This is a genomic window from Gimesia alba (assembly GCF_007744675.1).
GTDB lineage: Bacteria > Planctomycetota > Planctomycetia > Planctomycetales > Planctomycetaceae > Gimesia > Gimesia alba.
In genome coordinates this window covers 3,501,365-3,527,370 of the sequence record NZ_CP036269.1, presented here as the reverse complement: position 1 = coordinate 3,527,370, position 26,006 = coordinate 3,501,365, and the positions used below count along the sequence as shown (strand labels likewise).

The window sequence follows — 26,006 nt, the reverse complement described above, 5'->3', positions numbered from 1 at the left end:
TGATCCGGTTTTTGGTGATTTCCCATCCGGAATAACTTATTAGCCGAAGGGCGTTAGCCCCGGTTCCTTCCATTTGCAAAGAGGCATTCGAATTAAGAAACACTACCTAGCACCGTACCGCTTGTGGTTGGAACGGGCGCAATTATTTGCCTGTGTCTATTTCAGGGGTGAGTCTCTGCGGGCGGCCACATAGGGCCGCACCCTACTTTGGTAGATGAATTCATGCTCTGGTTTTGTGAGTCGATCTGTTGGTTTCCTACGTGCTGCGTTCGGCCTGGATTTGTCTCCGGGCTTACTCGTGGTTGGAATGAACAAACTCCATTTGTGATGCAGATCATCTGTAGGGGCGTGGGAAAGTCAATGGGAGGACGCTTGTTTTTCCTGCGAACGACATACGATGGGCCAGAATGTCTTTATCAAATAACGAGAAAGCGGCATGAAGCGTTGCGATGTCGTTTGATAATTGAGGTGCAGGGGAGCAGGTGTTTGGAAAATCGGGCTGAAACAAGTGGGTTTGATAGTACTGATTTTCCCAGTGCTACAGGAATCTCAACTGAACCCGTAGTGCTCACTCGCGCGCCCGACTTTATCTCCGCATGATGATGACGATGAGCACGTTGCCGTCAAGTCGGATTTTTTCAGCTGGCAGTAGAGAGAGATTCAGGAATGAAAATTGAAGAAGAGCGCTGTGTTCTGGCTTCAGAATTCGATCTGGATCGGGACGGGGTTCTTGCGAAAGTACCCCCGGCTGGGCTCGAACCAGCAACCTCTGGCTTCGGAAGCCAGCACTCTATCCAATTGAGCTACGGGGGCAAAACTCGGGACTAGATCACTTGAACAGGTTCGTTTTTTAGCCCGTTTTTCGCGTCTTCCTGCATTCCCTGATAAGTCTATGCACTGATTTACCGTGAACTGTGTAATCTCACAAGGACCAGCAGCATAATTTTAGTGCCGAGTTCCAAGAGAGTCCGGCCACAGGCTTGTATTATTAACAGATCTTCATAATAAATATGCACAATCTTAACATTTTTCAATCCAAATGAACACCATTCTATGCGGCCCTGTTTAAAAAAACTGGGGCTGAGAAATATCACAGCAGGGTCCAAAAAATACCATGTTTGAAATGACGACCACCCTCATTGGAGGTCTGGGGATCTTCCTCCTGGGAATGAAGTACATGTCTCAGGGCCTGCAATCAATTGCCGGTGCCAGCCTGAGACGCTTGATCGGGGCGGTTACCAATAATCGCGTCCTGGCAACCATGGTTGGATTCCTCGTGACCGTGCTGGTGCAGTCCAGTTCTGTGACGACGGTGATGACCGTTGGGTTCGTCAACGGTGGCTTGATGTCGCTGACGCAGGCCATCGGTGTGATCATGGGTGCGAACGTCGGCACGACGGTGACCGGCTGGATTCTAGTTCTGAAAATTGGTAAGTACGGGCTCCCCATTCTGGGCGTTTCTGCTTTCGTCTACCTGTTTTCCAAACATGAAAGAATACGTTATACGGCTCTGGCGGTCATGGGGGTCGGCATGGTCTTTTTTGGTTTACAGCTCATGAAAGAAGCCTGTAAATTCCTGAAAGATCTGCCCGAGTTTCAGGAATGGTTTCTTCACTTCCAGGCCAACAGCTATCTCGGCCTGTATCAGTGTATGCTCGTGGGTTGTATTTTAACGGTTCTCGTGCAGTCTTCCTCAGCGACACTGGGGATTACGATTTCGCTGGCGGTCACCGGGCTGATTCCCTTTGAAACGGCAGCAGCACTGGTTCTGGGAGAAAACATCGGAACCACGGTTACCGCATTACTCGCCTCACTGGGTACTACAACTAATGCCCGCCGCGCAGCTTATTTCCATGTACTGTTTAATATCAGCGGCGTGATCTGGATCTCGACCATCTTCTTCTGGTACATCAAATTTATCCCGTGGCTGATTGATGTCGACGTGACGAAAGAAGTCATCGTGAATGGTCAGGCCACGTTTCCGGAAAGCGTGAAAGCGATCGCCGCCACGCACTCGGTTTTCAATATTTTGAATACGATCGTCTTCCTGCCTTTCGCCGGGAAGATCGCGACGTTATTGACTCGCATTGTGAAAGACAAACCTCAGGAAGTTGCGCATCTGAGAAGCCTGGATATCCGCATTCTGGAAACGCCGGTGCTTGCCATTGATCAATCTCGCGGCGAAGTACTTAAGATGGGCATGATCTGCGACGAAATGGTTCAGATACTGAATCGGATTCTCTCTCAGGAAACACCAGCCACTGAGGATGTGGACAAGCTCTTTGAATACGAAGAAGAGCTGGACCGGATGCAGGATGAGATCACCACCTATATCACGCATTTGCTGGCGATGGACCTGCCTCAGGAAGTGATTTCGAAAGGGCGCTGCCAGTTGAGAATGGCAGACGAGTATGAATCGATCAGTGACTACCTGCAGCGGATTGCCAAATTCCGATTGAAGCTCAACAAACAGGGCAGGGCCTTTGACGAAGCTCATAATAATTCACTGCTGGATCTGCTCAACATGGTGGAACAGCAGTTGACCCATGTCACCACGGCTTACCAGGAGGAAAACACAGACATTGTTTCGGCGACCGTCCATTCGGGAGAAGAAATCAAAAAGAAAGTCAAAACGTTGCAGCGTGAGCATCTGGACTATCTGTCGAAAGAGAAAGTCGACCCGTATATCAATGTTTCCTATACGTCAACGTTGAACGCACTCCGCCGCGTCCGGGATCATGTCATCAACCTGGCAGAAGCACTGGCGGGCGAGAAGTAACCGGTAGAACACAAAACGGCTCAGTCGAGCACGCAGGCGAACTCTTTCATATTGGCATGGACCACCGGCTGTGGACAGGACCAGACGAGGAAGAACATCGCTTCGCGAATGGCACGCTCGGCGGGGTGCCCTTTGACAAAGCCGGCGCCTTTCACGGCTGCCAATAAGGCCTGCGAAGCGCGGAGGACCAGCGAGTTTGATTGCTGGCGAATCTTCTCGGAAATCGAACCGTTCAAGGTTCCCGCTGTAAGAGTTTCAAACATCTCATCAAAAATGCCTTGATACTCGGCCTGCAGCGGGTTGAATATTTCCTGCAGATCGGGTCGTTTTTCAGTTTCTTCTTCCAGTTTCATGATGGCGCGACTGGCAACACCCAGTGCGAGTGCGGATGTGGTGAGCGAGCCGGCGCCTCCCTGACCGTCGGGCCGCTTCATTACTTTTTCGACGGGGCCGGCGATCAGACATTCAGCGGGAATGGTCACCCGATTGAGTTTGACGGCTCCTGTCTGCGAGCCTGTCATCGAGAGCATTTCAATCGGAGGCTGTGGTTCGACGCCATCGAGGTCGGTACTGACGAGCCCCAGGATTTGCGTCGCATCTTCACAGACACCACCGGTCACAATGTAATCTGCTTTCACGGCGCCCGTTACCCAGGGAACAAAGCCATCCAGATTCCAACCGTTTGAAGTCTTCTCAGCGGTCACCGTCGGCTTGCTGAGATGCTGACGCGAGGTGGTTAAATGTGAGATGCCCACCGTAGCAAATTTGGTTCCCGAGACCAACTCGTTGAAGACCCGGGCTTTTAATGCTTGATCTTCAGACCAGTTGATCCGCTGACAGGCCGCGTTGAACTGAGTCAGCACAAACGTTGTGGTTAAACAGGCTTCGGCGAGCCTGATATAGCCGTAGGTCATCTCGACCGAATTCAAGTCGGCTCCGCCAAATTCCAGCGGCACGTTCCAGCCCAGGACTCCCGCCTGCTTGATGGCATCCCACGATTCCGCAGGCCAGAGATGCTCTGTATCGCTGCTTTCAGCCAGCTGGGAAATGTTCTTAATTAAACGCTCGAAATCGTCTGTGAAGCGAACAGGTTTATTGAACTGCGAAGAAAATTCGGACATCAGGTTTCTCATTAAAAAAGCGAAAATCAGTTTCCTCTGATAGTCAGTTTATAAAAAAAGCCTCATACCCGAAAGTATGAGGCTTGTCTCTGACTATGGAGAACGAAGAAGCGTTCTTCACATTGTTACTTATTTACACTTTGAGCAGCCTGTTTCACAAGCAGAGCAGACGGGAACCTGTACCAGGACTTTTCTGGCAACCTGCCGACAAACCTGAACAGGAACTTCTTTCTCAACGGTGTAAGGTACACAAACCGTATAATTCTGCTTGACAACCTTGGGTACCCGCTTACAAACAGTAATCTTGCGAGTACACGTTTTTTGCTCAGGCACACAAACCGTGTAGTTGACTTCACGCGTTTTTTCTTCTTTGACATAAGAGCAGACTTTGACATCGCAGGTTCGTGTTTCCTGCTTACAAAGTTTAACCTGATAGGTATACTCTTGCGGAACGCATTTGACTTCGCAGACTTTCATCGTACGCGTCCGTTTTTCGGGTTTGCAAAGCTGAACTTCATATGTGTATTTTTCAGGTACACAAACGGTCTCGCAGACTTTCACAGTGCGAGTTCGTTTTTCCGGCTTGCACAGTCGCACTTCATACGTATACGGTACCTGCTCGCACTGCTGCTGGTACGAAGTATATTCGACTTTCTTCTGTACGATTTTAGGAACCCAGACCCGCTGAGTGCAAACAGGAGCACAGGCCGTCTGGCAGCAGTCGCCACAGTTTCCGCAATTATCACAGGCTGGAGCAGGGCAGGCCGCTTTGATCGGACGATCTTCCCAGTGGCCTTGATCTTCACAAACCGTACGATAGCGTTTGACAGGAACACATTTCATTACAGTCCGTGTGCCCTGACGCTTTTCCGTGTAAGGAACATTCACACAATATTCCTGAACGACATCTTTCATGACCACCTTCTGGACCTGACGTGTTCCGGTTCGCTTTTCCGTGTAAGGAACGTTAACCGTGTATTCCTGCGTGACGTCTTTCCAGAATGTTTTTTTGACCTGACGTGTTCCGGTACGTGTTTCATAGTAAGGCACGTTGACGGTGTAAGTCTTCTGCGAAGTCTTCCAGACCGGCTTGCAGGCAATATATTTTTCCATGCGAGTGCGTGTTTCCGGACGCATCACGGTGAAGGTCTGCGTGACTTCCCGCGTTTCCGGAACGCGTTCATAAATTGTGATATCCCGCTGACGGGTTTCAGCTCGGTAAGCGGTACATTTGATCTTCCGCATTTCTGTTACCATTTCAGGAACCATCACAGTTCGCTCAACGGTCTGACAGACGGGCTTGCAGGCCATCGTCGCACACGGATTACAACCGCTCAGACAAGGTGCCGCGCTCACACAACATTGCTGAGATTTGCATTTCCCAGCCTGGACCGTGGAGCCAGCCATCACGATGGCCAACACAGCACACAGTACTCTCATCAATTGTATCACTTTCTTCCCCCTCATCGCTGTTTTGAACTTCCTGATACGAATAAATTGAAAATTTCCGTTTTCAAATTCCCTTTAGTTTGGGAAAGTGTTGTACGAGCCTATAGGATAACATGTTAACATAGGAATTCTACGAAATATATCACTTATATCGAAAAACTAACAAATCAACGAATTTTGATCGTTAGTCAATTCGGGATCTTGTCTAATGCCAACTCAATTCAAAACTCATCCACTGCTGGTTTTACTCATCTGCGAAATGGCTTTTTGTTCAGTTTCCGCTTTTGGTGCAGAAGCCCCGAAAATACAGCCCCGCATCAAAATCGTGACAGCAAAAGATGCGGAAATCAAAACCAGTGGCGGTACGCTGCAGAAAGTCAATCCTGGTGAAGTCGTTCTGATTACACAAAACAATAAGGAGTGGCTCTGGATTCCTTTACTAGGTGGCTGGATCAAACAAACCGATGTCCGATCTCCCGAAGAACTGATCCAGTTCTTAAATGAGGCTTTGAAAACAGAACCGACGGCCGAACGCTATCACCTGAGAGGGATCGCTTTTCTGGTTCTCAAAAAAAATGACCAGGCTCTCTCTGATTTTGATGCAGCGCTCAAACTCAAGACAGACAACCCACATATTTATGTAAACCGGGGAAACATCCAGCGTCTGAAAGGGGAGTACGCGAAAGCACTGGCAGACCTGAACCAGGCCATTCAGCTCAATCCCTCGAGCGCCAACGCATTTCATATCCGAGGCTTAATTTACTTTGAAAACAACCAGCCGCAGAAAGCGATCGCTGACTTTAACGAGGCAATTCGACTGAACCCCCAAATGGTCTCGGCACTGAACGCGCGAGGAATTGTGTATCGCGACCTGAATCAACTCGATCGGTCGCTCCAGGATTTTAATCAGGCGATCAAAGTCAACAAATTCGTATCCGAAGTATTCAGCAATCGGGCTTCACTCTGGGAACAGAGGCAACAGTTCGAATCAGCCATCAAGGACTATCAGAGAGCACTGGAGCTCAATCCCGTCTCAGCAACAGCGCATAATGACTTAGCCTGGCTCTTTGCCACTTGTCCTGATACGAAGTACCATGATCCCAAAGTAGCAGTGACACATGCTGAACAAGCTTGCGAGCTCACTCGGTCGGCTGACTGGAATATGCTCGATACACTGGCAACGGCCTATCGTGAAAACCAGCAAATGGATTTAGCAGTGAAAACCCTCACGCAGGCAATTCAAAAAGCACCCACAGATCAAAAAAATGAATTGAAAAAGAAACTTGAGATTTTCAAGAAACTGTAAAATTCAACTCAAGTAGCCCCTCTCAGGATGAGTTCAGGGCTCCACTTACGCAAAATTGACACTCATCACGGTTTCGCAGACTCTTCTTAACATTATTTCATGAGACATTTTCATTTGCACATTTAAATTGCTGAAATATCCAGCCGCACAATCGATACACTTTACCCATTCTGACGCCCTGTCAACTAGGTAAACTATTACAGAGAGTGCGTTCATGATTAAGCCACAAAAGAGTTCATTCCGATATCCAGTTCTACGGAGCATTGATGGATCGTCTCCGGTCGGTAGATGGAACTAGGACACGCGAGCAATCGCACCGCCACCTCGATGAACTGAGCCACCGAATGATTAAGTGCTTTTATAAACTCACACTGTGCACCATGATGCTTGTCACAGGCTTAGGTGCATTCTGCGAGAACAGTATAGCGTCCGATGTACGCAAAACACCCCTGGTTCGCGCTATTGAACGTGCTAAAACTTCTGTGGTCAATATCCACAGTGAGAAAACCGCACGTACAGAAGATTCGCTATTCGGCTCCGGAAAAAGCCGAAAAGTCAATGGCATGGGCACAGGAATCATTGTTGATCCCCGAGGGTATATTGTCACCAATCATCATGTCATTGATGGAGTCGATTCACTCCGCGTGACCATGATGGATGGCAGCACCTACAACGCGCGGATCATTTCTTCGAACCAGAGCGAAGATCTGGCGATCATCAAAATCAATCCGACGAAGAAACTCACTGTGATGCCGCCGGGAACCTCATCAGATTTAATGCTGGGGGAAACCGTCATCGCAGTCGGAAACGCATTTGGATACGAACATAGCGTGACTTCCGGAATTATCAGTTCGCTGTCTCGCGATGTCGAAGTCAACGAAAAGCAATCATACAAAAATCTAATCCAGACCGATGCCAGTATCAACCCCGGTAACAGTGGCGGCCCCTTGCTGAATCTGGACGGGGAAGTCGTCGGCATCAACGTTGCGATCCGAGCCGGTGCCCAACGAATCGGTTTTGCAATTCCCATTGATGACGCACGAAAAATCATCGCCGACTTGATCAGCACCGAGTTAATCGATCACACATACCATGGCATTTTGGCCAATGACATCAAACAGGGTGACAAGCAGATGCTGGTGCTCGGTAACCCCGCGAAAGACAGTCCTGCAGAAAAATCAGGACTCAAAAAAGACGACATCGTCATGAAAGCCGGTTCTGTGAATGTCGTAGACCGTGCCGACCTGGAACGTGCCTTCATGGGACACAAGCCAGGCGATACGATTGATCTTCTGATTCGACGCGACGAGAAAACTCAGTCAGTTCAAATCACACTGGCCGACTCCACCACGGTTGCCCGCACAACACCTGTGAGTGCTCCCATTGTACGAGCACAAAACAATGAAATCTCGAACGACCCGACTCTTGAAAAGACCTGGGAAGTCCTCGGGATTCGTATTACGAAAATTACAGAAGCTCAAAAACACATGCTCAACCCACGCTATGAGGGTGGCATGCTGATTGAAGAAGTTCGCCCACAAAGCCCTGCCGCCATGAACGGAATGCGAAGAGGCGATATTCTGGTCGGGCTTCATATTTGGGAAACAGTGAATCTCAGTAACATCTCTTATGTGCTGAGCAACTCAAAACTTCCCACTTTTAACCCGCTCAAGTTTTACATTCTCCGTAAGAACGAAACCCTTTACGGACATCTGCCGCTGAACCTCACCGGCACACCCTAGATCCATCATTCAGTTTATCAAACTGATCCATCAGCCCGACACATATCTTTTTGATGTGTGCCGGGCTCTTTCTATCTATACGAACGACTACAAAATCCAGCGACCTCTGAGACTCGCCAAAAACAAGCGTTGCCTGCTATGATACCCTTAATTATCTTACACTCCGGTAATTACATTCACCCCTGATTTCTGTCGATACAGAGACTAATCGCATGGCCCCCTCATTTCATGAATTTGATCTCATTCAATGGATTCGTGAGCAATGCCCTAACTCAAAAGCGAATCTCATCGGCATTGGTGACGACACTGCCATTCTGCAGCCACCCCTGAACAGTGAAATGTTATTTGCAACAGACATGCTGATGGAAGGCACCCACTTCACCTTCCCACCAGCAACGCCTGAACGGGCCGGTCGTAAAGCATTGGCTGTGAATTTAAGTGATATCGCCGCGATGGCAGGACAGCCTCACTCGGCTCTCATCAGCCTCGCCTTGCCGAAATCAAAAGGCCCGGAATTTGCGAAGGCCGTCATGCAGGGGATCATCAATCTCGCAAAAGAATTTCAAATCCAACTGATTGGCGGCGACACAAACAGTTGGGACGGCCCTTTGGTAATCAATGTCGCCATCATCGGGACAGCCCCTCAATCCAAGTCCGTCAAACGTCCCGGTGCCATGCCCGGCGACTGGATCTTCGTGACGGGTGAATTAGGTGGCAGTCTGCCGGACCACCATCTTTCATTTACTCCGCGTATCCATGAAGCCTCGACCCTGAACCAGACAGTCTCCCTCCATTCGATGATTGATATCAGCGATGGTCTCGCCTCTGATCTCAATCACATTCTCCGCGAATCCAACGTCGGTGCGATTCTGGATGCCACTACGATTCCGATCAGCAACAGGATCTCAGCCGATGAGCCAAAACAAACTCGCCTGCAGCATGCGCTCTCTGACGGCGAGGACTTCGAACTGCTGTTTACGGTTTCTCCCGAAGATGGAAAACAGTTACTCAATCAAAATCCGCTCTCGATCAAATTGACGCATATCGGAGAAGTCACCAGCAGACAAACCGCCTTTCTTCAACACCCCGACGGTTCTCAAACTTCCCTGGAAGACTCAGGCTGGAAACACGAGCTCTAAACAGAGCAGGGGAGCACCGGGCTTAATATTCGCGACGTTGCCGTGAGGAAGGAATATTCATTGCCTTGCGATATTTTGTCACGGTTCGACGTGCCAGATTGTAGCCTTCTTTGGACAGTGCTTCCACAAGGGCATCATCGCTGAGAGGCTTATTCTTATCTTCCGCATCGATGATCTCTTTGAGCTTCAGGCGAATGATGCCCCAGGCCACGTCTTCTCCTTCAGAGGTTTTCGTGCCTCCTCCAAAGAACCGTTTGAGCGGGTACAAGCCTCGTGGCGTCTGAATCCATTTATCATCGACGGCTCGAGAAACCGTCGTCACGTGCACGCCGACCACATCAGCAATCTGCTGCATCTTCAAAGGCACAATATGCTCGGGACCGTTATCCAGAAAATCAGTCTGAAAATCGACAATCGCCTGCGCCACACGTTTTAAGGTACTGTGACGCTGTTCAATGGCCTCGATCAACCATTTCGCGGCATCAATTTTTTTCTTGATATAGTCCTTGGTCTGATCGTCGGTTTTGTTTCGTAACAACTGGGCATACCGCCGACTGATACGCAGCGGAGGCGTATATTCATTTTCCAACTCAACGACATACTTTCCGTTTTCATCAAGTTTGACAAAAACATCCGGCGTCACTTTCAAGACCGGTTCTGATTCAAAACCACGTCCGGGAAACGGATCCAGATAACGCAAATAGGACATCGCGTTTTTGATCGTATCAATAGAATAACCGGTTTTACGCTGAATCACCGGCAACCGATTCTGTCCCAGATCTTCCAAGTGCGAGGAAATCAGAGTCACCAACACATCCCGGAACGGTGCATCCGGTTTCAACTGGAGCAGTAAGCATTCCTTCAAATCCCGGGCACCGACCCCCGGGGGATCGCATTTCTGAATCAGTTGCAAAGCCTCTTCAGCCTGCTCTTGAGTAATGTGTTTGCCGTAAACCTGCACGATCTCAGGCAAGGAACTTTGCAACCGGCCGTTATGATCCAGATTCTGAATCAGATACTCACCAAAGTCCTTAATTTCTGCAGGACAGTTGAAGTAATGAAATTGCTCCAGCAAATATTCATTCAAAGTCTGCTGACGTTCAGAAATATTTGCAATCGCGTCGTTACTGCGATCCATATCATCGCTGATGCGGTTCGAAGACGGCTTCGTGGCAGAAGTCACATTGTCTTCAGGCCACTGCTCGGCCATCTCCAGCAAGCGTTCAAAGTCCGACTCGTTATTCTGCTCGCTGCCGGCAACCATTTCTTTTTCATCGAGTTCAGAGCTGTTGGACTCCGCATTCGCCTGATCCCGCATCAACTCCGATTCGGTATCGGGCGTATTTTCGTTGTCACTAATACGCTCCAGACAGACATTCTCAGCCAGTTCCTGGTCGATCCGTTCTTCCAGCGCCTGTAAAGGGAGCTGCAAAATCTCCATCGACTGGATCATTCGGGGAGCCAGCTTCATCTGCTGGCCCAGTTTCATTTGTTGGGAAATATTCAGATGCATGTATTATCCGAATCCATACTCATCGTTGTCGTATTTATTAAAAGTGAAAACAAATGAAAACCGAGGCCTCTTAAAAACGTTGCCGTCCCTGTAGTGCATCGGACAGCATCTCTTTATTAGCAAACTCTAGCACACTTCCGGAGGCGATTCCCCGGGCCAGTCTGGTTATTTCGACATTTTCATTTTCCAGCAGGTTAGAAATATACAAGGCCGTTCCATCCCCTTCGAGCGTCGGATTCGTTGCCATGATAATTTCGGTGACACCCTCTTGCCTCACACGGCGGACCAGCGCGTCAATCGTCAGATTCTCTGGACCAACCCCTTCCAGGGGAGAGATCCGACCTTGCAAAACATGATAAACGCCTTGAAAGGAACTGGTTGCTTCCAGTGAAACCACATCGCGAGGTTGCTCCACCACGCACACCAGCTTTTTATCACGCCGGGAATCTGAGCAGATACTACAGACTTCATTTTCCGTAAGATTGTAACAAACCGAACAGGGACGCACTGACTGCTTGACCGCCAGAATGGCATCAGCCAGTAGACGTGCTTTGGGCTCCGGGACCGACAAAATATAATGCGCAAGACGCTCGGCTGATTTACGACCGATACCGGGAAGCGTAGCAAACTGATCAATCAGTTGCCCCACACTGGAACCATAAGGATGAGACTGGCTCTCTCTTCCACGTGACGACATAACATTGACTCTTTAAAAACTGAAGAACGCCAGACCCGTAGCAGCAGGTAGGTCTGAAAGCTTGAAACAGGAAAGTAACGCGCTAAGCATTCGGATTGAATTTTGACAATGCTTCTTCCAGTCCCGGAATATTCATTCCCCCCGTGATTTGTGCCATCTCTTCAGCAGCACCTTCACGAGCTTTATCCAAAGCCTGATTCGTCGCAGCAATCAGCAGATCTTCTATCATCTCCTTATCACCACTATCGAACAGAGTTTGATCGATCTTACAACCCAATATTTTCTGCTGGCCGTTCGCTTCTACATTGACCATCCCACCACCGGCAGAACCTTCAAAACGAAGCTGCCCCAGTTTGTCCTGCATTTCCTGCATTTTGCCCTGCATTTCTGAAAACTGTTTCATCATGCCGGCAATATTTCCCAGTCCTTTGAACATGGTCACGATTCCTCTTTTTTATCTTCTGTTTGCATTTTCAAAACCTCGACTCGCACGCTCTGAGCATTAAATACCGAAAGTGCTTCCTGCAAAAAAACGTCTGATTCGGGCGCTAAATCGCGTTGCTCAGCTCGTTTTTGTGCCATCGAAGGCTTGCTTGGTTTCTCTTCTGAATTGTCGGACGAAGTTGCGGGCTCTTTCACCGTCAGACGGATTTTAATCCGCTCCCCCGTCACATTCTCCAGTGAGCGTTCCAGTCGGGATAACATTTCGGGACGCTCACAATACTGTTTCGCAAAATTATAGCTCTTGGAGAATTGTAAATCCAGCTGTTTCGGCCCAGAAATTGCTATTGACTCCACTCCCTTCAAAGAGCCCTTAAGAGTATCCTCTGCATCTTCAACAAGTTGTGTCAACAATAAACTTTCCATCCCTGCACGAAATGGAACCAGCTCCCGAGGAGAAGAAGGGCTTTCAATTGAATTTGACGCTACAACCGATTGATTTTCATTTTTTTTTTCAATTTTTTTTTGATCGGGAGCGACGGGACTCGTCTCAACAGCAGGAGCAGCAGAGGGGGGCGCTGAAATCGCCGGCGGACTTGTTTGAGGTGCCTGTTGTTGAGGAGGCCGCGAGGCAGGCGCGACAGCAGGCAGCTTTCCGGCAGAAGAAATAAAGGCACATAACTGGTCCAGATCTTCCAGCAGAGAAATCCGAATTAACGCCAGTTCGACCAGCGCGCGACCATGACTGGCGCGAAACATCTTATTGCGTGATTCATTCAGAATTTGAAACGCTGCCAGACATGTCTGAATGCCCCAAGCCTCAGACTGTCTCTGCAAACTGGCGCGATTGATTTCGGAAATGGCCAGCAGAGTAACCTCATTCGCCCCGGTAGCGACCACTGATAAATCGCGTAAATAATTCAGTAATTGATCGACGAATTCGTTGAGCTGCACTCCCGAATTCAACGCCGCATCAAACAGCGACAACGCGACATCGCGTTTGCGATCGATCAGGGCATCAATTAGCTCAATCAGCCGCTCATCACTGGCGGTTCCCAAGATCCGATGCACACTTTCTGCCGTCAGATGCGATTCACCAAATGAGAGCAGTTGATCAAAAATTGACTGACTGTCCCGCATGGAACCGCCGGCACGGCGGGCGACAAGCTGAATCGCATCGTCGGCCACACTGACTTGCTCGGCTTCGGCAATCTGCTTCAGCCGATCGCAGATACTGTTCTCTTCAATATAGCCAAAATCAAAGCGCTGGCAGCGGGATAAAATCGTATCAGGCAGCTTATTCGGCTCGGTGGTACAGAAGATAAACTTCACATTCGGAGGCGGTTCTTCCAGCGTCTTTAACAGGGCATTGAACGCCTCTTTGGTCAACATATGCACTTCGTCGATGATATAAATCTTATACTTTGATCGCATCGACCGCACATTCACATTCGCTCTCAACGAACGAATATCATCGATCCCGCGGTTAGAGGCACCATCGATTTCCAGTACATCCACATCGCTGCCTACCGAGATATTCTGGCAGACTTCACACTCGCCACAGGGAATTCCATCCTGGGAATTCGGGCAGTTTAAAGCTTTCGCCAGAATGCGGGCCATCGAGGTTTTGCCTACGCCCCGTGCGCCGGTAAATAAATAAGCATGCGCCACTCGATCCGCGCGAATCGCATTTTGCAGCGCTTTGGCAACCATTTCCTGGCCCACGACTTCCGAGAAGTTTTGTGGCCGAAAGCGTCGGGCCAACACCGTGTACTGTATTGCTTTTTCAGACATGTTTGTTTTCAGACATCGAACTCAAAATGAGGCAAAAGTGATTCACAAACGACAATCGACAGATTGCATAACCATTAACAATAAGTGACTGTGGTCTGTTTATCCAGTGAGAGAGTGGTTTCGATTTGCTTCGAGATCGTCGAATGAGTCGATAGAAATAAAAAGGGGCGAAATGCTGCCTCCTCGTACACCTGAGATAAACCATTGTGGGCTGCTTCGGTTAAGATCTGACCCGGTCAACGACTACCCCACCATACTCAGAGACAGCATTTCGCCCCCTGATAAAGTGCGAATCAACGCGTGAACAATGCATTATGGAGCTAATTTTCCGAGCGTCAACCCACTGCCATTTGATTTCCGGCTGTGAATCGCCGAAAATCACAAAATACTGTCATATTCCCAACTCTCGTATCAGAAAACGATTATGAATCTGTTCCAAACGCCCCCCCAGACCATAGCCCACGTTCAGCAGGCCATCAAAGCCCGCGAACTCTCCTGTCGCGAACTTCTGGAACGCTGCTTCCAGAATATCGAAGCAAAAGAGCCTGTATTGCACGCCTGGGCCTACCTCGACCGTGAAGCCGCCTTCCAGCAGGCAGACAACCTCGATCAGGAATTACAACAAGGGCGCTGGAGAGGCCCGTTACACGGCATCCCGGTTGGCATCAAAGATATCATCGACGTCAAAGGCATGCCGACCCGGGGCGGCCTGGAGACGCGTGGCAAAACGCCAGCGTCCCAAGACGCAACCATCGTCGAAAATCTGCGTCTGGAAGGGGCCATCTTCCCCGGCAAAACCGAGACCACGCAACTCGCCTGTTTTGATCCGCCACCCACTCTGAATCCCTGGAACCAGGAGCACACACCCGGCGGCTCTTCCAGCGGTTCCGCAGCCGCCGTCGCAGCCGGCATGTGCCTGGCTGCTGTTGGAACGCAAACGGGAGGCTCAATTATCCGTCCCGCTTCGTTCTGCGGCGTCGCTGGCCTGAAACCGACCTTCGGTATGGTCGATCGCCGGGGACTAATCCTACTTTCCCAGCATCTGGATCATATCGGTCCGCTGGCGCAAACCGTCACTGATCTGGTCATTATACTCGACGGTATGACTGATCAGGCCACCTACCTGCCGCTGCTGATCGAACCGGTCACCGACGCGCCCCGCATTGGCTGGTTGACCGATTTCTTTGAGAGCAAGGCCGATGCCTCGATGCAACAGGCACTGAAAGCAGTCCGCACGAAACTGGAAACCGCCGGTGCTCCCATTAGAGACTGCCCACTGCCGACGGAATTTGAATCGATCCTCGATTACCACCTGAATCTGATGCAATATGAAATGGTACAGAATCTAGGGGAAGACTACGATCAGAACAGGGAATTCTACGGCCCCGCCATCAGCCAGGTGCTCGACGCAGGCAGGGAAGTTTCCCAGGAACGTTTTGAGGCCTGCCTGGACTACCAAAATCTGATCTCACAAGTCACGCGGCGGTGCTTCGCGCGGGCGGAAATCCTGATTTCCCCAGCGACTCTGGGACCAGCCCCCGATCTCACCACAACCGGCAACCCCAGCATGAACGCCCCCTGGAGCATGACCGGCTTCCCAACCATTTCGATCCCGGTCGCAGTCACAGAAACCGGCTTGCCGCTGGCGATTCAAATCACAGGCCACCCCGACAAATTCGACGATCTTTTGCTCGCCGCCCAATGGTGCGAAGACGTCTTACGGCCGGGTTATCTGGAACAGATTTCGTAAACGCATCTACGGTAATACAAACAACTAAAACCCCCGCATAAGATACTCAATAGTTCAAGGAAAGACTTTAGAATGAGTCGATCAACAGCTGCATATTCAGTCGATCTGGAAACAATCAGGAATCTTGATGTCAAAGAAGCGAAAGGATATGTACAACTTTATCTCGAAGATCTTAAACTGGAAAGTGGCTTAAATCCCGATGACGAAATCCCCAGTGAAGAAGTTGAGTATTATCGAGATGACGAAGAAATCATGAAAAAAATATTCAATCTCGGCGACGGCCCTGAAGAATCTAATTGCTGCCTGATAAATCCATTTCGGTGGCTATGTGATCTTTTTGGAACAGAACTAGATGGTTTAGGAGATTCGCTAACAAGTCCGCTCACAATTGACGCACTCTGGCTCAAGTCTAGCCTCTTAGACGACTACTATAATCCTCCATTTGGTTTTCCTCCACATGATGAAAACATAGGACACTTAACATTAGAAGAAATCAAGAAAGAACGAGAACTCATAGAGGGTTGCCTTGATGAAACATATGAAGAGTCATGTCCTGTACCTGTAGGACGGCTCCCCCCCGAAATGCTTGAGAGAGAACAAAAAGAATGGAATGAAATCGTCTTACCTGCAAGAAAGGACTATCTGGAGTGGCTTGATTTTTGTATCCGCGAAAAAACGGACCTCATCATTATCGAAACATAAAATAACAAACATCATCAGTCCTCTTCGGGATTTTTGCACTTCCTGTTACCCAAGTCCTGTTTTATTGAAGGCAACAAAAAAGCCATGACCGGCATTCACCGGTCATGGCTTGGAAACTTAATTCAGCGGGTCCACTTACTTGGTGACCACAATCCCGTTCTTGCCGGGCTCCGGATCGATTTCCGGTTCCGCATTTCGTTCAGGAATCCGATCGTTGACATCGTAGGCCAGTCCAACAGCTCGTAACAGCTTGATCGACCACCAGGTAATATCAAATTCCCATTTACGGTGACCGGCAGGAGCAACCGAAGGATGCGCGTGATGATTGTTGTGCCAACCTTCGCCGTAAGCGACGATCGCCACCCACCACAGATTCTTGGATTGGTCGGTCGTTTCATAGTTACGATAACCCCACAAATGAGTTGCGGAATTCACGAACCAGGTTGAGTTGTAAACGAAGGCCATCCGGGCACACAGGCCCCACAGCAGCATCGACCAGCCCATATAGTTACCGCCCATGGCATAACCGGCACCGTACATCGCAAAACCGGATGCGACCAGCCACAAGGGGTAGGTCTTTTCGAAGAACTGAATCATCGGGCGGTCTTTAAAATCGGGGATATAGTGCTCTGCAAATTTTTCGTTGATGTCTTTGCTGCGATAAACGAACAACCACAGCAAATGCGACCACCAGGTTCCCTCAAAAGGGGAGTGGGGGTCTCCGTGTTTGTCTGATTTCTGATGATGCAGGCGGTGTGTCGCAGCCCAAGTCAAAGGCGAACCTTCTCCGGACAGCACGCCACACAGCAAGACAAAGAATTCCGCTGGGGCTCGTAATTTAAATGATTTGTGTGACAGATAACGGTGGTACCCCAGACAGATGCCAATACTGGCGGTTGCCCAGTGCAAAACCAGACAGGTCACAACGGCCTGCCAGGAAATAAAGAAAAAGGCAGCCACGGCGCCGATGTGAATTCCGGCCATCCATAGCAAAACCACCCAATCCACATTACCCCAACGCAAATTCTCTTTATGGAATTTGGCCAGGATCTGCTCACGCTCTTCGCGCTTTTTTGACTTCACAGCCTGGGTTGACGAAGCTGTTTTTTTCTCAGCTGGTTGATCAAGAATGACACTCGACATGATGCCCTCATTGTAATAGTTAGGTGCCTGAATTAAGTCACTCACGGGAATCAGTGTTTCACTGACTCCCACACTTCAGCGGAATTCTATCAATGAGGTCGGAATCGGGTGTCTGGTAAGCGTCATATAATTGTCAAAGTTGTGTCAAAGTCACAAATAATCGAAAATTTAAGGCTTTTCTGGCAAAAAACACTTTAGAAATCGCCACACTTGTTCACAAAAAGCTACTCGGAAGCCTCTTCCGGCATGAAGCGATAGCCGGCGCCGCGCACAGAAACGATGTGTACAGGCTCGGCGGGATTACTCTCAACCAGCTTGCGTAGCCGTAGCACAAAATTGTCGATCGTGCGTGTCGTCACAAACGCCGATTGTTCGCCCCAGACATCCTCCAGAATCTGGCTGCGGGTCAGCACCATACCTTCATGTTCGATAAAGTATTTGAGCAACCGTAACTCGAGATTCGTCAGGCTTTTGCGTTCGCCGTCCACCTCGATTTCAAACGCTTCAAAATCCACCGTCACATTACCAAAATGATAGAGAGGCGGCAGCGCTTTCGTGGGAGCAGGAGCAGGCTGTACGAGACTTTTTCGCTTCAACAGATTTTTGACGCGGCTGAGCAATTCGGGTAACGCAAACGGCTTGGTCATATACTGATCGGTGCCACAATCAAACGCATACGCTTTGTCTTCGCTCAACTCCCGGGCACTCAGAACCAGAATCGGAACCACTTCATCGATTCGGCGAATCTCCTTGGCGATCTCATAGCCGCTCATCCCCGGCAGCATCAGATCCAGTACAACCAGATCAACGTTGTCCTTGTCCGATTCATAACAGTCGCGAAAATAATTGAGCGCGGTCGGGCCATCTTCGGCAGTCAGGACAGTATAACCTTCCTGCTCAAAGTTAAATTTCAAGCCTTGCGCCAGTGCCTGTTCATCCTCGACTACCAGCAATTTCATGATTCGGCTCTCCCTGGCAAATCGATGGCAAACACACTTCCCGGCTGATCCAGTCGATCATGAACGGTCACTTTCCCTCCCAGTAAATGCACCAGTGTCCGCACGATATACAGCCCCAGCCCCGTGCCCGTTTTGCGTCGTTCGAGTTCACTTTCTCCCCGGTAAAAGATCTTGAAAATATCCTTGCGGATTTCTGGGTCAACACCTTCACCATTATCCATCACACGGGTAATCACACGACCACCTTTACTCACGCGCACCTGTACCTGAATTTCAGGCTTACTGCCGCCATATTTGATCGCGTTATCGATCACGTTTCGAAAGATCATTTCCAGCAAAATCCGCCGCGTATGAATCACCGCCGGCTCAATATCAAACTCGAAAATTTGATCAACTTCCAGCTGTCTCCGGTTACATTCCACACGCGCACAATGCTTGATTAAAGGCTCCACCAGTATATCTTCCGGGTCCGTTTCCATCCCCAGTGCATCCAGACGTTTGACTTCCAGCAACTGGGAAATCAAGTGATCCAGACGTTCCAGTTCGGTTTTCATTGTCGAATAAAATTCGCCCCGTTTTTCCTCGGAGAGCGACCGCATCTGCAACGTTTCCAGATACAATTTCATCGAAGCAATCGGCGTTTTCAGTTCATGGGTCACACTATCAATAAAATCCGACTGTCGCTGACTTAAACGGACTTCCTTGATCGTCAACACGAGATACAAAGACAGACCAACCAGGATCAACACAAACACCACCGTACCGATCGCCAGGGCAGTCCACCAGTAAATCTGCGCTGCCAGTATGATCCAGAACACCATCAGCGCAACGTTCATGACCATCAGGACCACACTTAATGTGATCGGCAACCGTAATCGGCCACTACGTACTTTGCGCATTAAATGCAATCTGGTTTTATGATTTCCTGACCGAGACGGCGTTCCCCCAACAGAACCGCCTTCCGGGTCGTGATGATCGAGTTGTTGATGCCCTGTTGGTGACATCAGTTGTTCCTTCCCAAGGAATCGTTGTATGGCGAACGGTAGAATTTTGCGTTTGTTAACCATCGTCTTCACACACCCTCGTCCCCAATTCAAATACAGCCTGGGACATCCGGAGCGCTGGTTCTAGTATATCGAATCACAAACCGGCAGTGTATGAACAAACCGGGCAAACATCATAACTTCATTTATCTTGAGTTCCCTCGACTCATTTTTTTTCAATTTGTTGTTTAATTTAGGGAATATTACCCCTTTTTGAAGTCTCTAAAAAGCAGGAACGCAATCGAGTTCTTCAGCATCACAATTCATCTTTTTTTCAATTCATCCAACGCAACCGGACTCTGGAATGAATTTCCACGATACACAATTTCTCTATCGCCTCGGTGCGGACACGACCGTCGTCATTCATTTCGCTTTCGTGATGTTTGTCTTATTCGGCCAGATTCTGATTACGATCGGTGTCTTCTCTGGCTGGAACTGGGTACGGAATTTCAAGTTTCGGGTGATCCATCTGGTCTCAATTCTATTCGTCGTTGCTGAATCATTAACGGGAGTCATCTGCCCGTTAACCACACTGGAAAAATGGCTGCGCGACCAAGCAGGGCAGGCCAGCTATCAAGGTGATTTCATCGCCACCTGGGTCCACAACGCACTGTTCATGGAGGCCGAACCATGGGTTTTTACCCTCTGTTACTCCTTATTCGGCCTCCTCGTGCTAATTACCTTTTTTCTCGCCCCACCACGTCGAAAACCTGTACAAACACCGGAAAAAGAAGTCTGATTTTCGGCGTCATTTCCCCGAGAACCTCATTTCCTTTCTTTTCTCTATTTCGTAAAATCCGGGTAAGCCCTATACTCGCAGGCAAACAATGCGTAACCCACATTACTGACACCAGATAGAGAAACACAATCATGCCGGGATTAGAGAATAAAAACGTTGTGATCACGGGGGGAGGCACGGGCATCGGAGCCGCCTGTGCCCTGAGTCTCGCACAGGCAGGCGCCAATGTCATCATTGGTGGCAGACGCCTCGAACCGCTCGAAAAATTGGCATCCCAGGCCGAAGGCAAAGTTGCTTTCCATGCCTTGGACGTTGCAGACCGTGAAAGTGTCGCGACATTCTTCAACTGGGCACATGCCACAGCAGGGCACATCGATATCCTCGTCCACTGTGCGGGCATCAACTGCCGCGACCGTTCTATGGAACTGGTCTCCCCGGAAGACTGGGACCGCCTGATGAATGTGAACGCCACCGGTGCTTTCAACTGCATGCAAGCGGTTCTGCCTCAAATGCGAGAGCGGGAAGACGGCCTGATTATCAATATCTGCTCGATTTCCGGAATTCGCGCAGCCCTGTTAGGCGGAGTTGCCTATAATGCCTCCAAATTTGCGATGACTGCACTCGGAACGACCGTCGCTCAGGAAGAAAAAGACCGTGGCATTCGTATCTCCACGATCTACCCGGGTGAAGTTGAAACACCGATACTTGATGATCGTCCCGTACCCGTCAGCAAAGAACATCGCGCCAAAATTCTGCAACCAGAAGATGTTGCCGCTGCCGTTATGATGATTTGTCAGCTACCACCTCGTGCTCATGTTTCTGATTTAACAATTAAGCCCACCACAGCCGCTTTTGTTTAATCAGTTGATATAGAGACGTTCTGCAGGACAGAACTTAATGAAGAGTGATCTTGTTTTTCCGCCGTTCATTCCGCACCGGTTTTATCGGAATGCGCACCTCCAGACGATTGTGGGACAGTTTCACTCTCGTATCAAAGCTCCCTATCAGGCAGAGCAACATAGTTGCCGTCTACCTGATAATGATCTGTTAATCGTTCACGACGATTGCCCGGGCAGCTGGAAACCGGGTGACCGCGTCGTAATTCTGCTGCACGGTCTCTCAGGCTGTCATCGCAGTTCCTACATGGTCCGGCTTACACACAAGCTGAACCAGCGCGGCGTGCGCGTGTTTCGCATGGACCTGCGTGGCTGCGGGGCAGGGACCGGCCTGGCAAAATCTCCTTATCACGCAGGCAGCTTTCTCGATTTACAAGTCGCCTTGGATCGCGTTGAATTTTTGTGCCCCGGCTCACCCATCGGGATCGCCGGCTTCTCGCTGGGTGGCACGATTTCCCTGAACTATCTCGGCCGACCCAATGTTGTGTCCGATATGGTCGATCGGGCGTTCGTACTCAATCCACCTGTCCGATTATCTGAAAGCGTCCAGGTCTTCGGCAAGCCTCTCTTCGGGCATTATCAGCGGCACTTTATCAGCAATCTGACAAAGCACATTCGCACCTCGCACCATTTGAACGCACACACGCACAAAGTCTCCGGGGAAAATTATCCTCGCAACATGCGTGACTTTGACGATCAGTTTACAGCGCCGCTCGTCGGATACGAGTCGGCCGAAGACTATTACTCCCAGTGCAGTCCGGCGGAAGTCGTCACGCACATCAATGTCCCCACGTTGATCATTACCGCGATGGACGATCCACTGGTTCCCGCCGACACCTACTCTGAAATTCGAGACCACCTGTCCGATCACAGCAAGGTCACCCTGCATCTCACGAAGCACGGCGGTCACCTCGGCTTCATCGGTGCTCCCTCATCCGACCCTGATCCGCGCTGGTCAGACTGGCGCATTGTCGACTGGATGCTCTCAGATTCTCCCGAAGCGCTGGCAAGTCAGATCCGCGAAGACTCTCACGAACCCCTCGCACAATCTGCCTGATTGCACGAGGGAAACCCGCATTCACCGGTTTAATGAGCGGCTGGTGCTTCATTCTGAAATGCACGCGCCCGATACAGAAATTCAACGATATTTCCTTCGTGCGGCTGCAGCCAGTTCAACGCATTGGTCTTGATCGGCCCAATATTCAGCCGATCAATCTGCGTTGCATCCAGTAACTGCTGTGACCAGGCTTCGTCTTTGGTGATCGCCGTACAAACCAGCGTCGGACCAATTTTCTTCAGCATGTCTTTCTGCTCGCACTGCACCACCGATGCCATTGGGAACATGTATTCGGTGTTCGCTAGTGTGGCGTCTGTGTTCGCACAATGCACGATCGTCGGCCGCAGATAATCACAGCGTTCGAGCTCAATCAATCGCTCGCCGTCCCGATATTTTGCGGTGACTTCCGTCACACCGGACTCTTTCAGTCCCTCTTCAATCTGACCGTTCATCGCCTTGGCGGCTCCGGTCATCGTGAAGGCTGCCAATGGTGCTTCCGGGTCGGTCATCGAAGTCGGTCCTACGGGACCAATTCGTTTGGCAATCGCATCCGCAATCGCTTCCGTATGACGAGACGCCCAGACCCCCGAAGCGTTAATACAGCTGCGGCCCCCATTCTGATAAATACTGTCCACCAGCAGATCCAGGTGGTCTTCCCATTGATCAACAACGTCGTCGCCGATCAGAATCTTACTGAAACCGGGCCCGTGTGCCTGCACGTTCGGATTGCCTTTGTATTTGTCAATCGTCTGCTGGCCGCCGAATAACATGACTCGTCCACACAGTTCCGTGACCGTTGAACCGACATCGTGCGGCCCCGGATACACGGAGATACATTCACGGGGAATTCCCGCCTGGCAGAAGGCTTCGGTCATCCGGTAAGGTGTCCACGGTTCCGAAGAACCCGGCTTTAAGACCAGACCAATCTGCATCGGCAGAATCGGCATCCACAGCGTATGCACGCCGGGGGAGTTCGAAGGCAGCACCAGACCAAGCACGGGAGAATGAGCCTGATAGCTCATCATCACGCCGCGTTCTTCTTTGCCGTAACCTTTAGTAAGAATATCCAGAGGCAGCCCGCGGGTTAACGCATCGAGAATCGACTCCATGTTCTCCAGCACGAACGCCACTTTTTTCATATTGCCCGCACACATCCATTCCGGCATCCCGGTACTGGCGGACTGAATCCGGCAAAACTCTTCGGGAGTCTGCGTCCCGTTGCCCAGCGGCAGTTCCGCCGTCATATACAGGTCGGCGGCTTTCTTACAGATCTCTAGTAGTTTCGAAATCGGAATCTCTCGCAGCAGATCGCGGGCCCGTTGTGCTTTGCGCATATCCATTTTGACCAGGCCGGCATTTGCCTGATGGACTTTGGCCAAAGGCTCGCCCGTTTCAAAATGAACGACTTCCTGTTGATCAAAACTTTCGTAAGGTTTTCCCCAGCGAATCACAGGTATTTCCAACACGGCAGCGTTCCTTTATCAAGCGAATGCGAATCAAACACTCATGGTCGCATCAAGGCAAAATGGATCAAAATTTCATTACATCAGGCAGGCAAACAAGTGCTTACCGGCTCGTTCCTGCCAGTAGTGTGCGTCAATTAATAAACGCCCACGGTGGTCGAGGCGGCAATTTCATGGAACGGACGCACGCCACTCACACCATCCCAGGGATATTTCATGTGCGGCACTTCGCGTTCGCCTTCGTCGCGTTCGAGGAAGCCGGGAATGAACAATTCTTTGGTCATTGTAAACAGCTTCACGCGGCCCGTCTCACCATATCCCACGACTTTCGTGTGGTCATCAAAATCAACGACGCGAATCACAGCACGCGGCTGCGGTGCGTAATAGGTAATCTTATAATTATCAGCAGGATCAAAAGGACGACCGCAGGCCAACCCCATCAAGGTGTTCCCGTAGGTGGGGGTAATGTAAACATTCTCACCCAGCAACTCTTCGCGGGCAAAGCGATACCATTGCTGCGTGAATTCGGTCCCGCCACAGAAAATGCCTTTGATGCCGGCTTCTTCGATGCTCGAACCTTCATCCATCAACCGCATGGCGAGCGCTTCGAGCAGTTTCGGCGTCGTAAACATACACTTGATTTCATGACCGGCACTCAGAATTGTCATCGCCTGATCGATCACATGGGCACTGTATTCTTTAACTTCGTCGATCTTCCCTTTCTTGATCAACTTCACGACCCAGCGGGGATCCAGGTCAACGCAGAATGAAATCCCGCCCCGGTACTGTGCCAGATGCTCCACGGCCAATCGCAAACGTCGTGGACCCGAAGGCCCCAGCATCAGCCAGTTGGCCCCTTTCGGGAACGATTCATCGGGCAGGGTATCGCTGAAGTTTTCATAGTCGATGCGGAAATCGTCGATCACCACGCGCGACTTGGGAATCCCCGTCGTACCGCCCGTTTCAAATACATACGTCGGCTTGCCTCGCAATGCTTTGGGAATCCAACGATCAACGGGCCCGCCACGCAGTTCATCATCTTCAAACAACGGGAACTTGTTTAAGTCTTCGAAACAGTTCACATCGGTCAGTGGATCGAAGTCGAACGACTTGGCTTTTTCCAGCCAGTATGGAGACCCCGTTTCCGGATTGAAGTGCCACTGAACGTGCTCCCGGGTATGAGCATCGAGTGCTTCCTGGTTCTGTTTTACCAATTCGTCAAGGTTGCTGTTGTCGGTCACGTGAGACTCACTCCAAACAGGGAAGGAATAGTGGCGGGGAAAATTCCATGTTCACCGGGGAAACATGTACTCAAACTCTGATTTCATTCTAGAACTTTTGACCGTTTTTTCAACTAAGCGAAACCACAGCAATTTCAGAAGCTCACAATCCTTGGTATTTCCCACACATCTCCCCCAACTTGAGCAAAAACAGCCGGATTGAAAACCAAATCCCGACTTTTCCCCCCGAACCGGCTTTAACCTGTATTTTAAGCAAATTAAGTGCACTGCTTGAATCACATACAGCACACACGACAGGCCCTCAAACAAAGAAAACAGGCCGATTCCCCAGCATTCCCGCTCTCCCAATTGACAGTAGTATAGAGTATGGTAAAATTAAGTATTCTATTATTTGCCCCGTTTCTGCTCGGCTCCTCGTTTTCTGCGAGACTCTCATGGATTTCACCGACACTTATTTTCGTAGATTTCGAATGGAAATCGAGCTGGCAACGGCGCGCCTCGAAGACGCACCGCTTCCCAGCGGCTATCGCTGGTGTCCCTGGGAACTCTCCACCGTCGATCGGCATGCCGTCGCGAAATACCATAGCTTCCGCGCCGAAATGGATGCCCGCGTCTTTCCCTGTCTGGGTGAAATTGACGGCTGTCGCAAACTGATGCACGACATCTCCAGCCAACGCAACTTCCTCCCCACAGGAACCTGGCTCATCACCTGGGACGGCACCGGCAATGAAGACGCCGTCGATTGCGGCACCATTCAGGCCATCGTTCCCAGTCGCATCATGGGCGCCATTCAGAACGTCGGCATCACCCCCAAACACCGCGGTTTAGGGCTGGGCAGGGCACTCGTCACCAAATGCCTCATCGGCTTCCGCGAAGCCGGCGTCAAACGCGCCTACCTCGAAGTCACCGCCGACAATGAACCGGCCATCAACCTCTACCGATCACTGGGCTTCCGCCTGACGCGGACGCTCTACAAACCCAGCCATTACGTGGAAGCCTCATCCTATTAAGGATGGAGCCACGACGAACACC

At 50.2% G+C, this 26,006-nt stretch carries 21 protein-coding genes and 1 tRNA gene; 10 read left to right on the top strand and 12 right to left on the bottom strand.

Annotated features, from left to right (window positions below):
• Positions 1–739 precede the first annotated feature (739 nt).
• Positions 740–813, bottom strand: a tRNA-Arg gene (locus Pan241w_RS13210).
• A gap of 310 nt (positions 814–1,123) precedes the next feature.
• Between Pan241w_RS13210 and Pan241w_RS13205 the strand changes: the two genes are divergently transcribed.
• Positions 1,124–2,779, top strand: a complete 1,656-nt coding sequence (locus Pan241w_RS13205; RefSeq protein ID WP_232107446.1) for a Na/Pi cotransporter family protein — start codon at positions 1,124–1,126, stop codon at positions 2,777–2,779.
• Positions 2,780–2,799: 20 nt separating this feature from the next.
• Here the strand turns inward: Pan241w_RS13205 and Pan241w_RS13200 are convergent, their stop codons facing one another.
• Positions 2,800–3,900, bottom strand: coding sequence for an acyl-CoA dehydrogenase family protein (locus Pan241w_RS13200; RefSeq protein WP_198000507.1), 1,101 nt, complete (start codon positions 3,898–3,900; stop codon positions 2,800–2,802).
• A gap of 129 nt (positions 3,901–4,029) precedes the next feature.
• On the bottom strand, positions 4,030–5,340 hold the full coding sequence (locus tag Pan241w_RS13195) for a hypothetical protein (RefSeq protein WP_198000506.1): 1,311 nt from the start codon (positions 5,338–5,340) through the stop codon (positions 4,030–4,032).
• A gap of 217 nt (positions 5,341–5,557) precedes the next feature.
• Between Pan241w_RS13195 and Pan241w_RS13190 the strand changes: the two genes are divergently transcribed.
• From Pan241w_RS13190 to Pan241w_RS13180, 3 genes are all read left to right on the top strand, one after another.
• Complete coding sequence (locus tag Pan241w_RS13190; RefSeq protein WP_145216299.1) at positions 5,558–6,655, top strand: tetratricopeptide repeat protein; 1,098 nt, start codon at positions 5,558–5,560, stop codon at positions 6,653–6,655.
• A 266-nt stretch (positions 6,656–6,921) separates the two neighbouring features.
• Complete coding sequence (locus Pan241w_RS13185) at positions 6,922–8,397, top strand: trypsin-like peptidase domain-containing protein (RefSeq protein ID WP_232107445.1); 1,476 nt, start codon at positions 6,922–6,924, stop codon at positions 8,395–8,397.
• Between the two features lie 212 nt (positions 8,398–8,609).
• Positions 8,610–9,536, top strand: coding sequence for a thiamine-phosphate kinase (locus Pan241w_RS13180; protein WP_145216296.1), 927 nt, complete (start codon positions 8,610–8,612; stop codon positions 9,534–9,536).
• 22 nt (positions 9,537–9,558) lie between these two features.
• Here Pan241w_RS13180 and rpoN read toward each other — a convergent pair whose 3' ends face one another.
• The 4 genes from rpoN to dnaX form a co-directional block, all read right to left on the bottom strand.
• Complete coding sequence (rpoN, locus tag Pan241w_RS13175) at positions 9,559–11,049, bottom strand: RNA polymerase factor sigma-54 (protein ID WP_145216293.1); 1,491 nt, start codon at positions 11,047–11,049, stop codon at positions 9,559–9,561.
• Between the two features lie 70 nt (positions 11,050–11,119).
• On the bottom strand, positions 11,120–11,746 hold the full coding sequence (recR, locus tag Pan241w_RS13170; RefSeq protein WP_145216291.1) for a recombination mediator RecR: 627 nt from the start codon (positions 11,744–11,746) through the stop codon (positions 11,120–11,122).
• A gap of 82 nt (positions 11,747–11,828) precedes the next feature.
• A complete protein-coding gene (locus tag Pan241w_RS13165) occupies positions 11,829–12,182 on the bottom strand; it encodes a YbaB/EbfC family nucleoid-associated protein (protein WP_145216288.1) in 354 nt (117 codons plus the stop codon).
• Positions 12,183–12,184: 2 nt separating this feature from the next.
• On the bottom strand, positions 12,185–13,981 hold the full coding sequence (dnaX, locus tag Pan241w_RS13160; protein WP_145216285.1) for a DNA polymerase III subunit gamma/tau: 1,797 nt from the start codon (positions 13,979–13,981) through the stop codon (positions 12,185–12,187).
• Positions 13,982–14,405: 424 nt separating this feature from the next.
• Here dnaX and Pan241w_RS13155 point away from each other — a divergent pair, with 424 nt between their 5' ends.
• Together Pan241w_RS13155 and Pan241w_RS13150 are read left to right on the top strand one after the other, a co-directional pair.
• Positions 14,406–15,731 carry an amidase gene (locus Pan241w_RS13155; protein ID WP_145216282.1) on the top strand — a complete coding sequence of 442 codons (1,326 nt, stop codon included), beginning with the start codon at positions 14,406–14,408 and terminating at the stop codon, positions 15,729–15,731.
• A 72-nt stretch (positions 15,732–15,803) separates the two neighbouring features.
• Positions 15,804–16,433: a hypothetical protein gene (locus Pan241w_RS13150; protein WP_145216279.1), complete on the top strand. Its 630-nt coding sequence runs from the start codon at positions 15,804–15,806 to the stop codon at positions 16,431–16,433.
• Between the two features lie 135 nt (positions 16,434–16,568).
• Here the strand turns inward: Pan241w_RS13150 and Pan241w_RS13145 are convergent, their stop codons facing one another.
• The 3 genes from Pan241w_RS13145 to Pan241w_RS13135 all read right to left on the bottom strand — a co-directional run bounded on the left by Pan241w_RS13145 (position 16,569) and on the right by Pan241w_RS13135 (position 19,539).
• On the bottom strand, positions 16,569–17,621 hold the full coding sequence (locus Pan241w_RS13145; RefSeq protein ID WP_232107444.1) for an acyl-CoA desaturase: 1,053 nt from the start codon (positions 17,619–17,621) through the stop codon (positions 16,569–16,571).
• 179 nt (positions 17,622–17,800) lie between these two features.
• Positions 17,801–18,535 (bottom strand): response regulator transcription factor, encoded by a 735-nt coding sequence (locus Pan241w_RS13140; protein ID WP_145216274.1) that lies wholly within the window; start codon positions 18,533–18,535, stop codon positions 17,801–17,803.
• Positions 18,532–19,539, bottom strand: a complete 1,008-nt coding sequence (locus Pan241w_RS13135) for a sensor histidine kinase (protein ID WP_145216271.1) — start codon at positions 19,537–19,539, stop codon at positions 18,532–18,534. Before Pan241w_RS13135 ends, Pan241w_RS13140 begins: the two co-directional genes overlap by 4 nt.
• Before the next feature lie 343 nt (positions 19,540–19,882).
• Here Pan241w_RS13135 and Pan241w_RS13130 point away from each other — a divergent pair, with 343 nt between their 5' ends.
• The 3 genes from Pan241w_RS13130 to Pan241w_RS13120 all read left to right on the top strand — a co-directional run bounded on the left by Pan241w_RS13130 (position 19,883) and on the right by Pan241w_RS13120 (position 22,270).
• On the top strand, positions 19,883–20,317 hold the full coding sequence (locus Pan241w_RS13130) for a DUF2784 domain-containing protein (protein WP_145216268.1): 435 nt from the start codon (positions 19,883–19,885) through the stop codon (positions 20,315–20,317).
• Between the two features lie 131 nt (positions 20,318–20,448).
• Positions 20,449–21,177, top strand: a complete 729-nt coding sequence (locus Pan241w_RS13125) for an SDR family oxidoreductase (protein WP_145216265.1) — start codon at positions 20,449–20,451, stop codon at positions 21,175–21,177.
• Between the two features lie 37 nt (positions 21,178–21,214).
• Positions 21,215–22,270, top strand: a complete 1,056-nt coding sequence (locus Pan241w_RS13120) for a YheT family hydrolase (RefSeq protein ID WP_145216263.1) — start codon at positions 21,215–21,217, stop codon at positions 22,268–22,270.
• 29 nt (positions 22,271–22,299) lie between these two features.
• Here the strand turns inward: Pan241w_RS13120 and Pan241w_RS13115 are convergent, their stop codons facing one another.
• Positions 22,300–23,736 (bottom strand): aldehyde dehydrogenase family protein, encoded by a 1,437-nt coding sequence (locus tag Pan241w_RS13115; protein WP_145216260.1) that lies wholly within the window; start codon positions 23,734–23,736, stop codon positions 22,300–22,302.
• 134 nt (positions 23,737–23,870) lie between these two features.
• The gene (locus Pan241w_RS13110; RefSeq protein ID WP_145216258.1) at positions 23,871–24,974 is read right to left on the bottom strand and encodes a phenylacetate--CoA ligase family protein; all 1,104 of its coding nucleotides are present in this window, start codon (positions 24,972–24,974) and stop codon (positions 23,871–23,873) included.
• 434 nt (positions 24,975–25,408) lie between these two features.
• Here Pan241w_RS13110 and Pan241w_RS13105 point away from each other — a divergent pair, with 434 nt between their 5' ends.
• Complete coding sequence (locus tag Pan241w_RS13105) at positions 25,409–25,984, top strand: GNAT family N-acetyltransferase (protein ID WP_232107443.1); 576 nt, start codon at positions 25,409–25,411, stop codon at positions 25,982–25,984.
• The last annotated feature ends 22 nt before the right edge of the window (positions 25,985–26,006 follow it).

Bases quoted from the DNA above. Each gene is read 5' to 3' on its own strand.
- Pan241w_RS13130 (WP_145216268.1), top strand. From the start codon at position 19,883: ATGAATTTCCACGATACACAATTTCTCTATCGCCTCGGTGCGGACACG.
- rpoN (WP_145216293.1), bottom strand. From the start codon at position 11,049: ATGCATCTGAATATTTCCCAACAAATGAAACTGGGCCAGCAGATGAAG.
- Pan241w_RS13190 (WP_145216299.1), top strand. From the start codon at position 5,558: ATGCCAACTCAATTCAAAACTCATCCACTGCTGGTTTTACTCATCTGC.
- Pan241w_RS13205 (WP_232107446.1), top strand. From the start codon at position 1,124: ATGACGACCACCCTCATTGGAGGTCTGGGGATCTTCCTCCTGGGAATG.
- recR (WP_145216291.1), bottom strand. From the start codon at position 11,746: ATGTCGTCACGTGGAAGAGAGAGCCAGTCTCATCCTTATGGTTCCAGT.
- Pan241w_RS13140 (WP_145216274.1), bottom strand. From the start codon at position 18,535: ATGAAATTGCTGGTAGTCGAGGATGAACAGGCACTGGCGCAAGGCTTG.
- Pan241w_RS13195 (WP_198000506.1), bottom strand. From the start codon at position 5,340: ATGAGAGTACTGTGTGCTGTGTTGGCCATCGTGATGGCTGGCTCCACG.
- Pan241w_RS13135 (WP_145216271.1), bottom strand. From the start codon at position 19,539: ATGTCACCAACAGGGCATCAACAACTCGATCATCACGACCCGGAAGGC.
- Pan241w_RS13150 (WP_145216279.1), top strand. From the start codon at position 15,804: ATGAGTCGATCAACAGCTGCATATTCAGTCGATCTGGAAACAATCAGG.
- Pan241w_RS13125 (WP_145216265.1), top strand. From the start codon at position 20,449: ATGCCGGGATTAGAGAATAAAAACGTTGTGATCACGGGGGGAGGCACG.
- Pan241w_RS13155 (WP_145216282.1), top strand. From the start codon at position 14,406: ATGAATCTGTTCCAAACGCCCCCCCAGACCATAGCCCACGTTCAGCAG.
- Pan241w_RS13185 (WP_232107445.1), top strand. From the start codon at position 6,922: ATGGATCGTCTCCGGTCGGTAGATGGAACTAGGACACGCGAGCAATCG.
- Pan241w_RS13120 (WP_145216263.1), top strand. From the start codon at position 21,215: ATGAAGAGTGATCTTGTTTTTCCGCCGTTCATTCCGCACCGGTTTTAT.
- Pan241w_RS13105 (WP_232107443.1), top strand. From the start codon at position 25,409: ATGGATTTCACCGACACTTATTTTCGTAGATTTCGAATGGAAATCGAG.
- Pan241w_RS13165 (WP_145216288.1), bottom strand. From the start codon at position 12,182: ATGTTCAAAGGACTGGGAAATATTGCCGGCATGATGAAACAGTTTTCA.
- dnaX (WP_145216285.1), bottom strand. From the start codon at position 13,981: ATGTCTGAAAAAGCAATACAGTACACGGTGTTGGCCCGACGCTTTCGG.
- Pan241w_RS13200 (WP_198000507.1), bottom strand. From the start codon at position 3,900: ATGTCCGAATTTTCTTCGCAGTTCAATAAACCTGTTCGCTTCACAGAC.
- Pan241w_RS13180 (WP_145216296.1), top strand. From the start codon at position 8,610: ATGGCCCCCTCATTTCATGAATTTGATCTCATTCAATGGATTCGTGAG.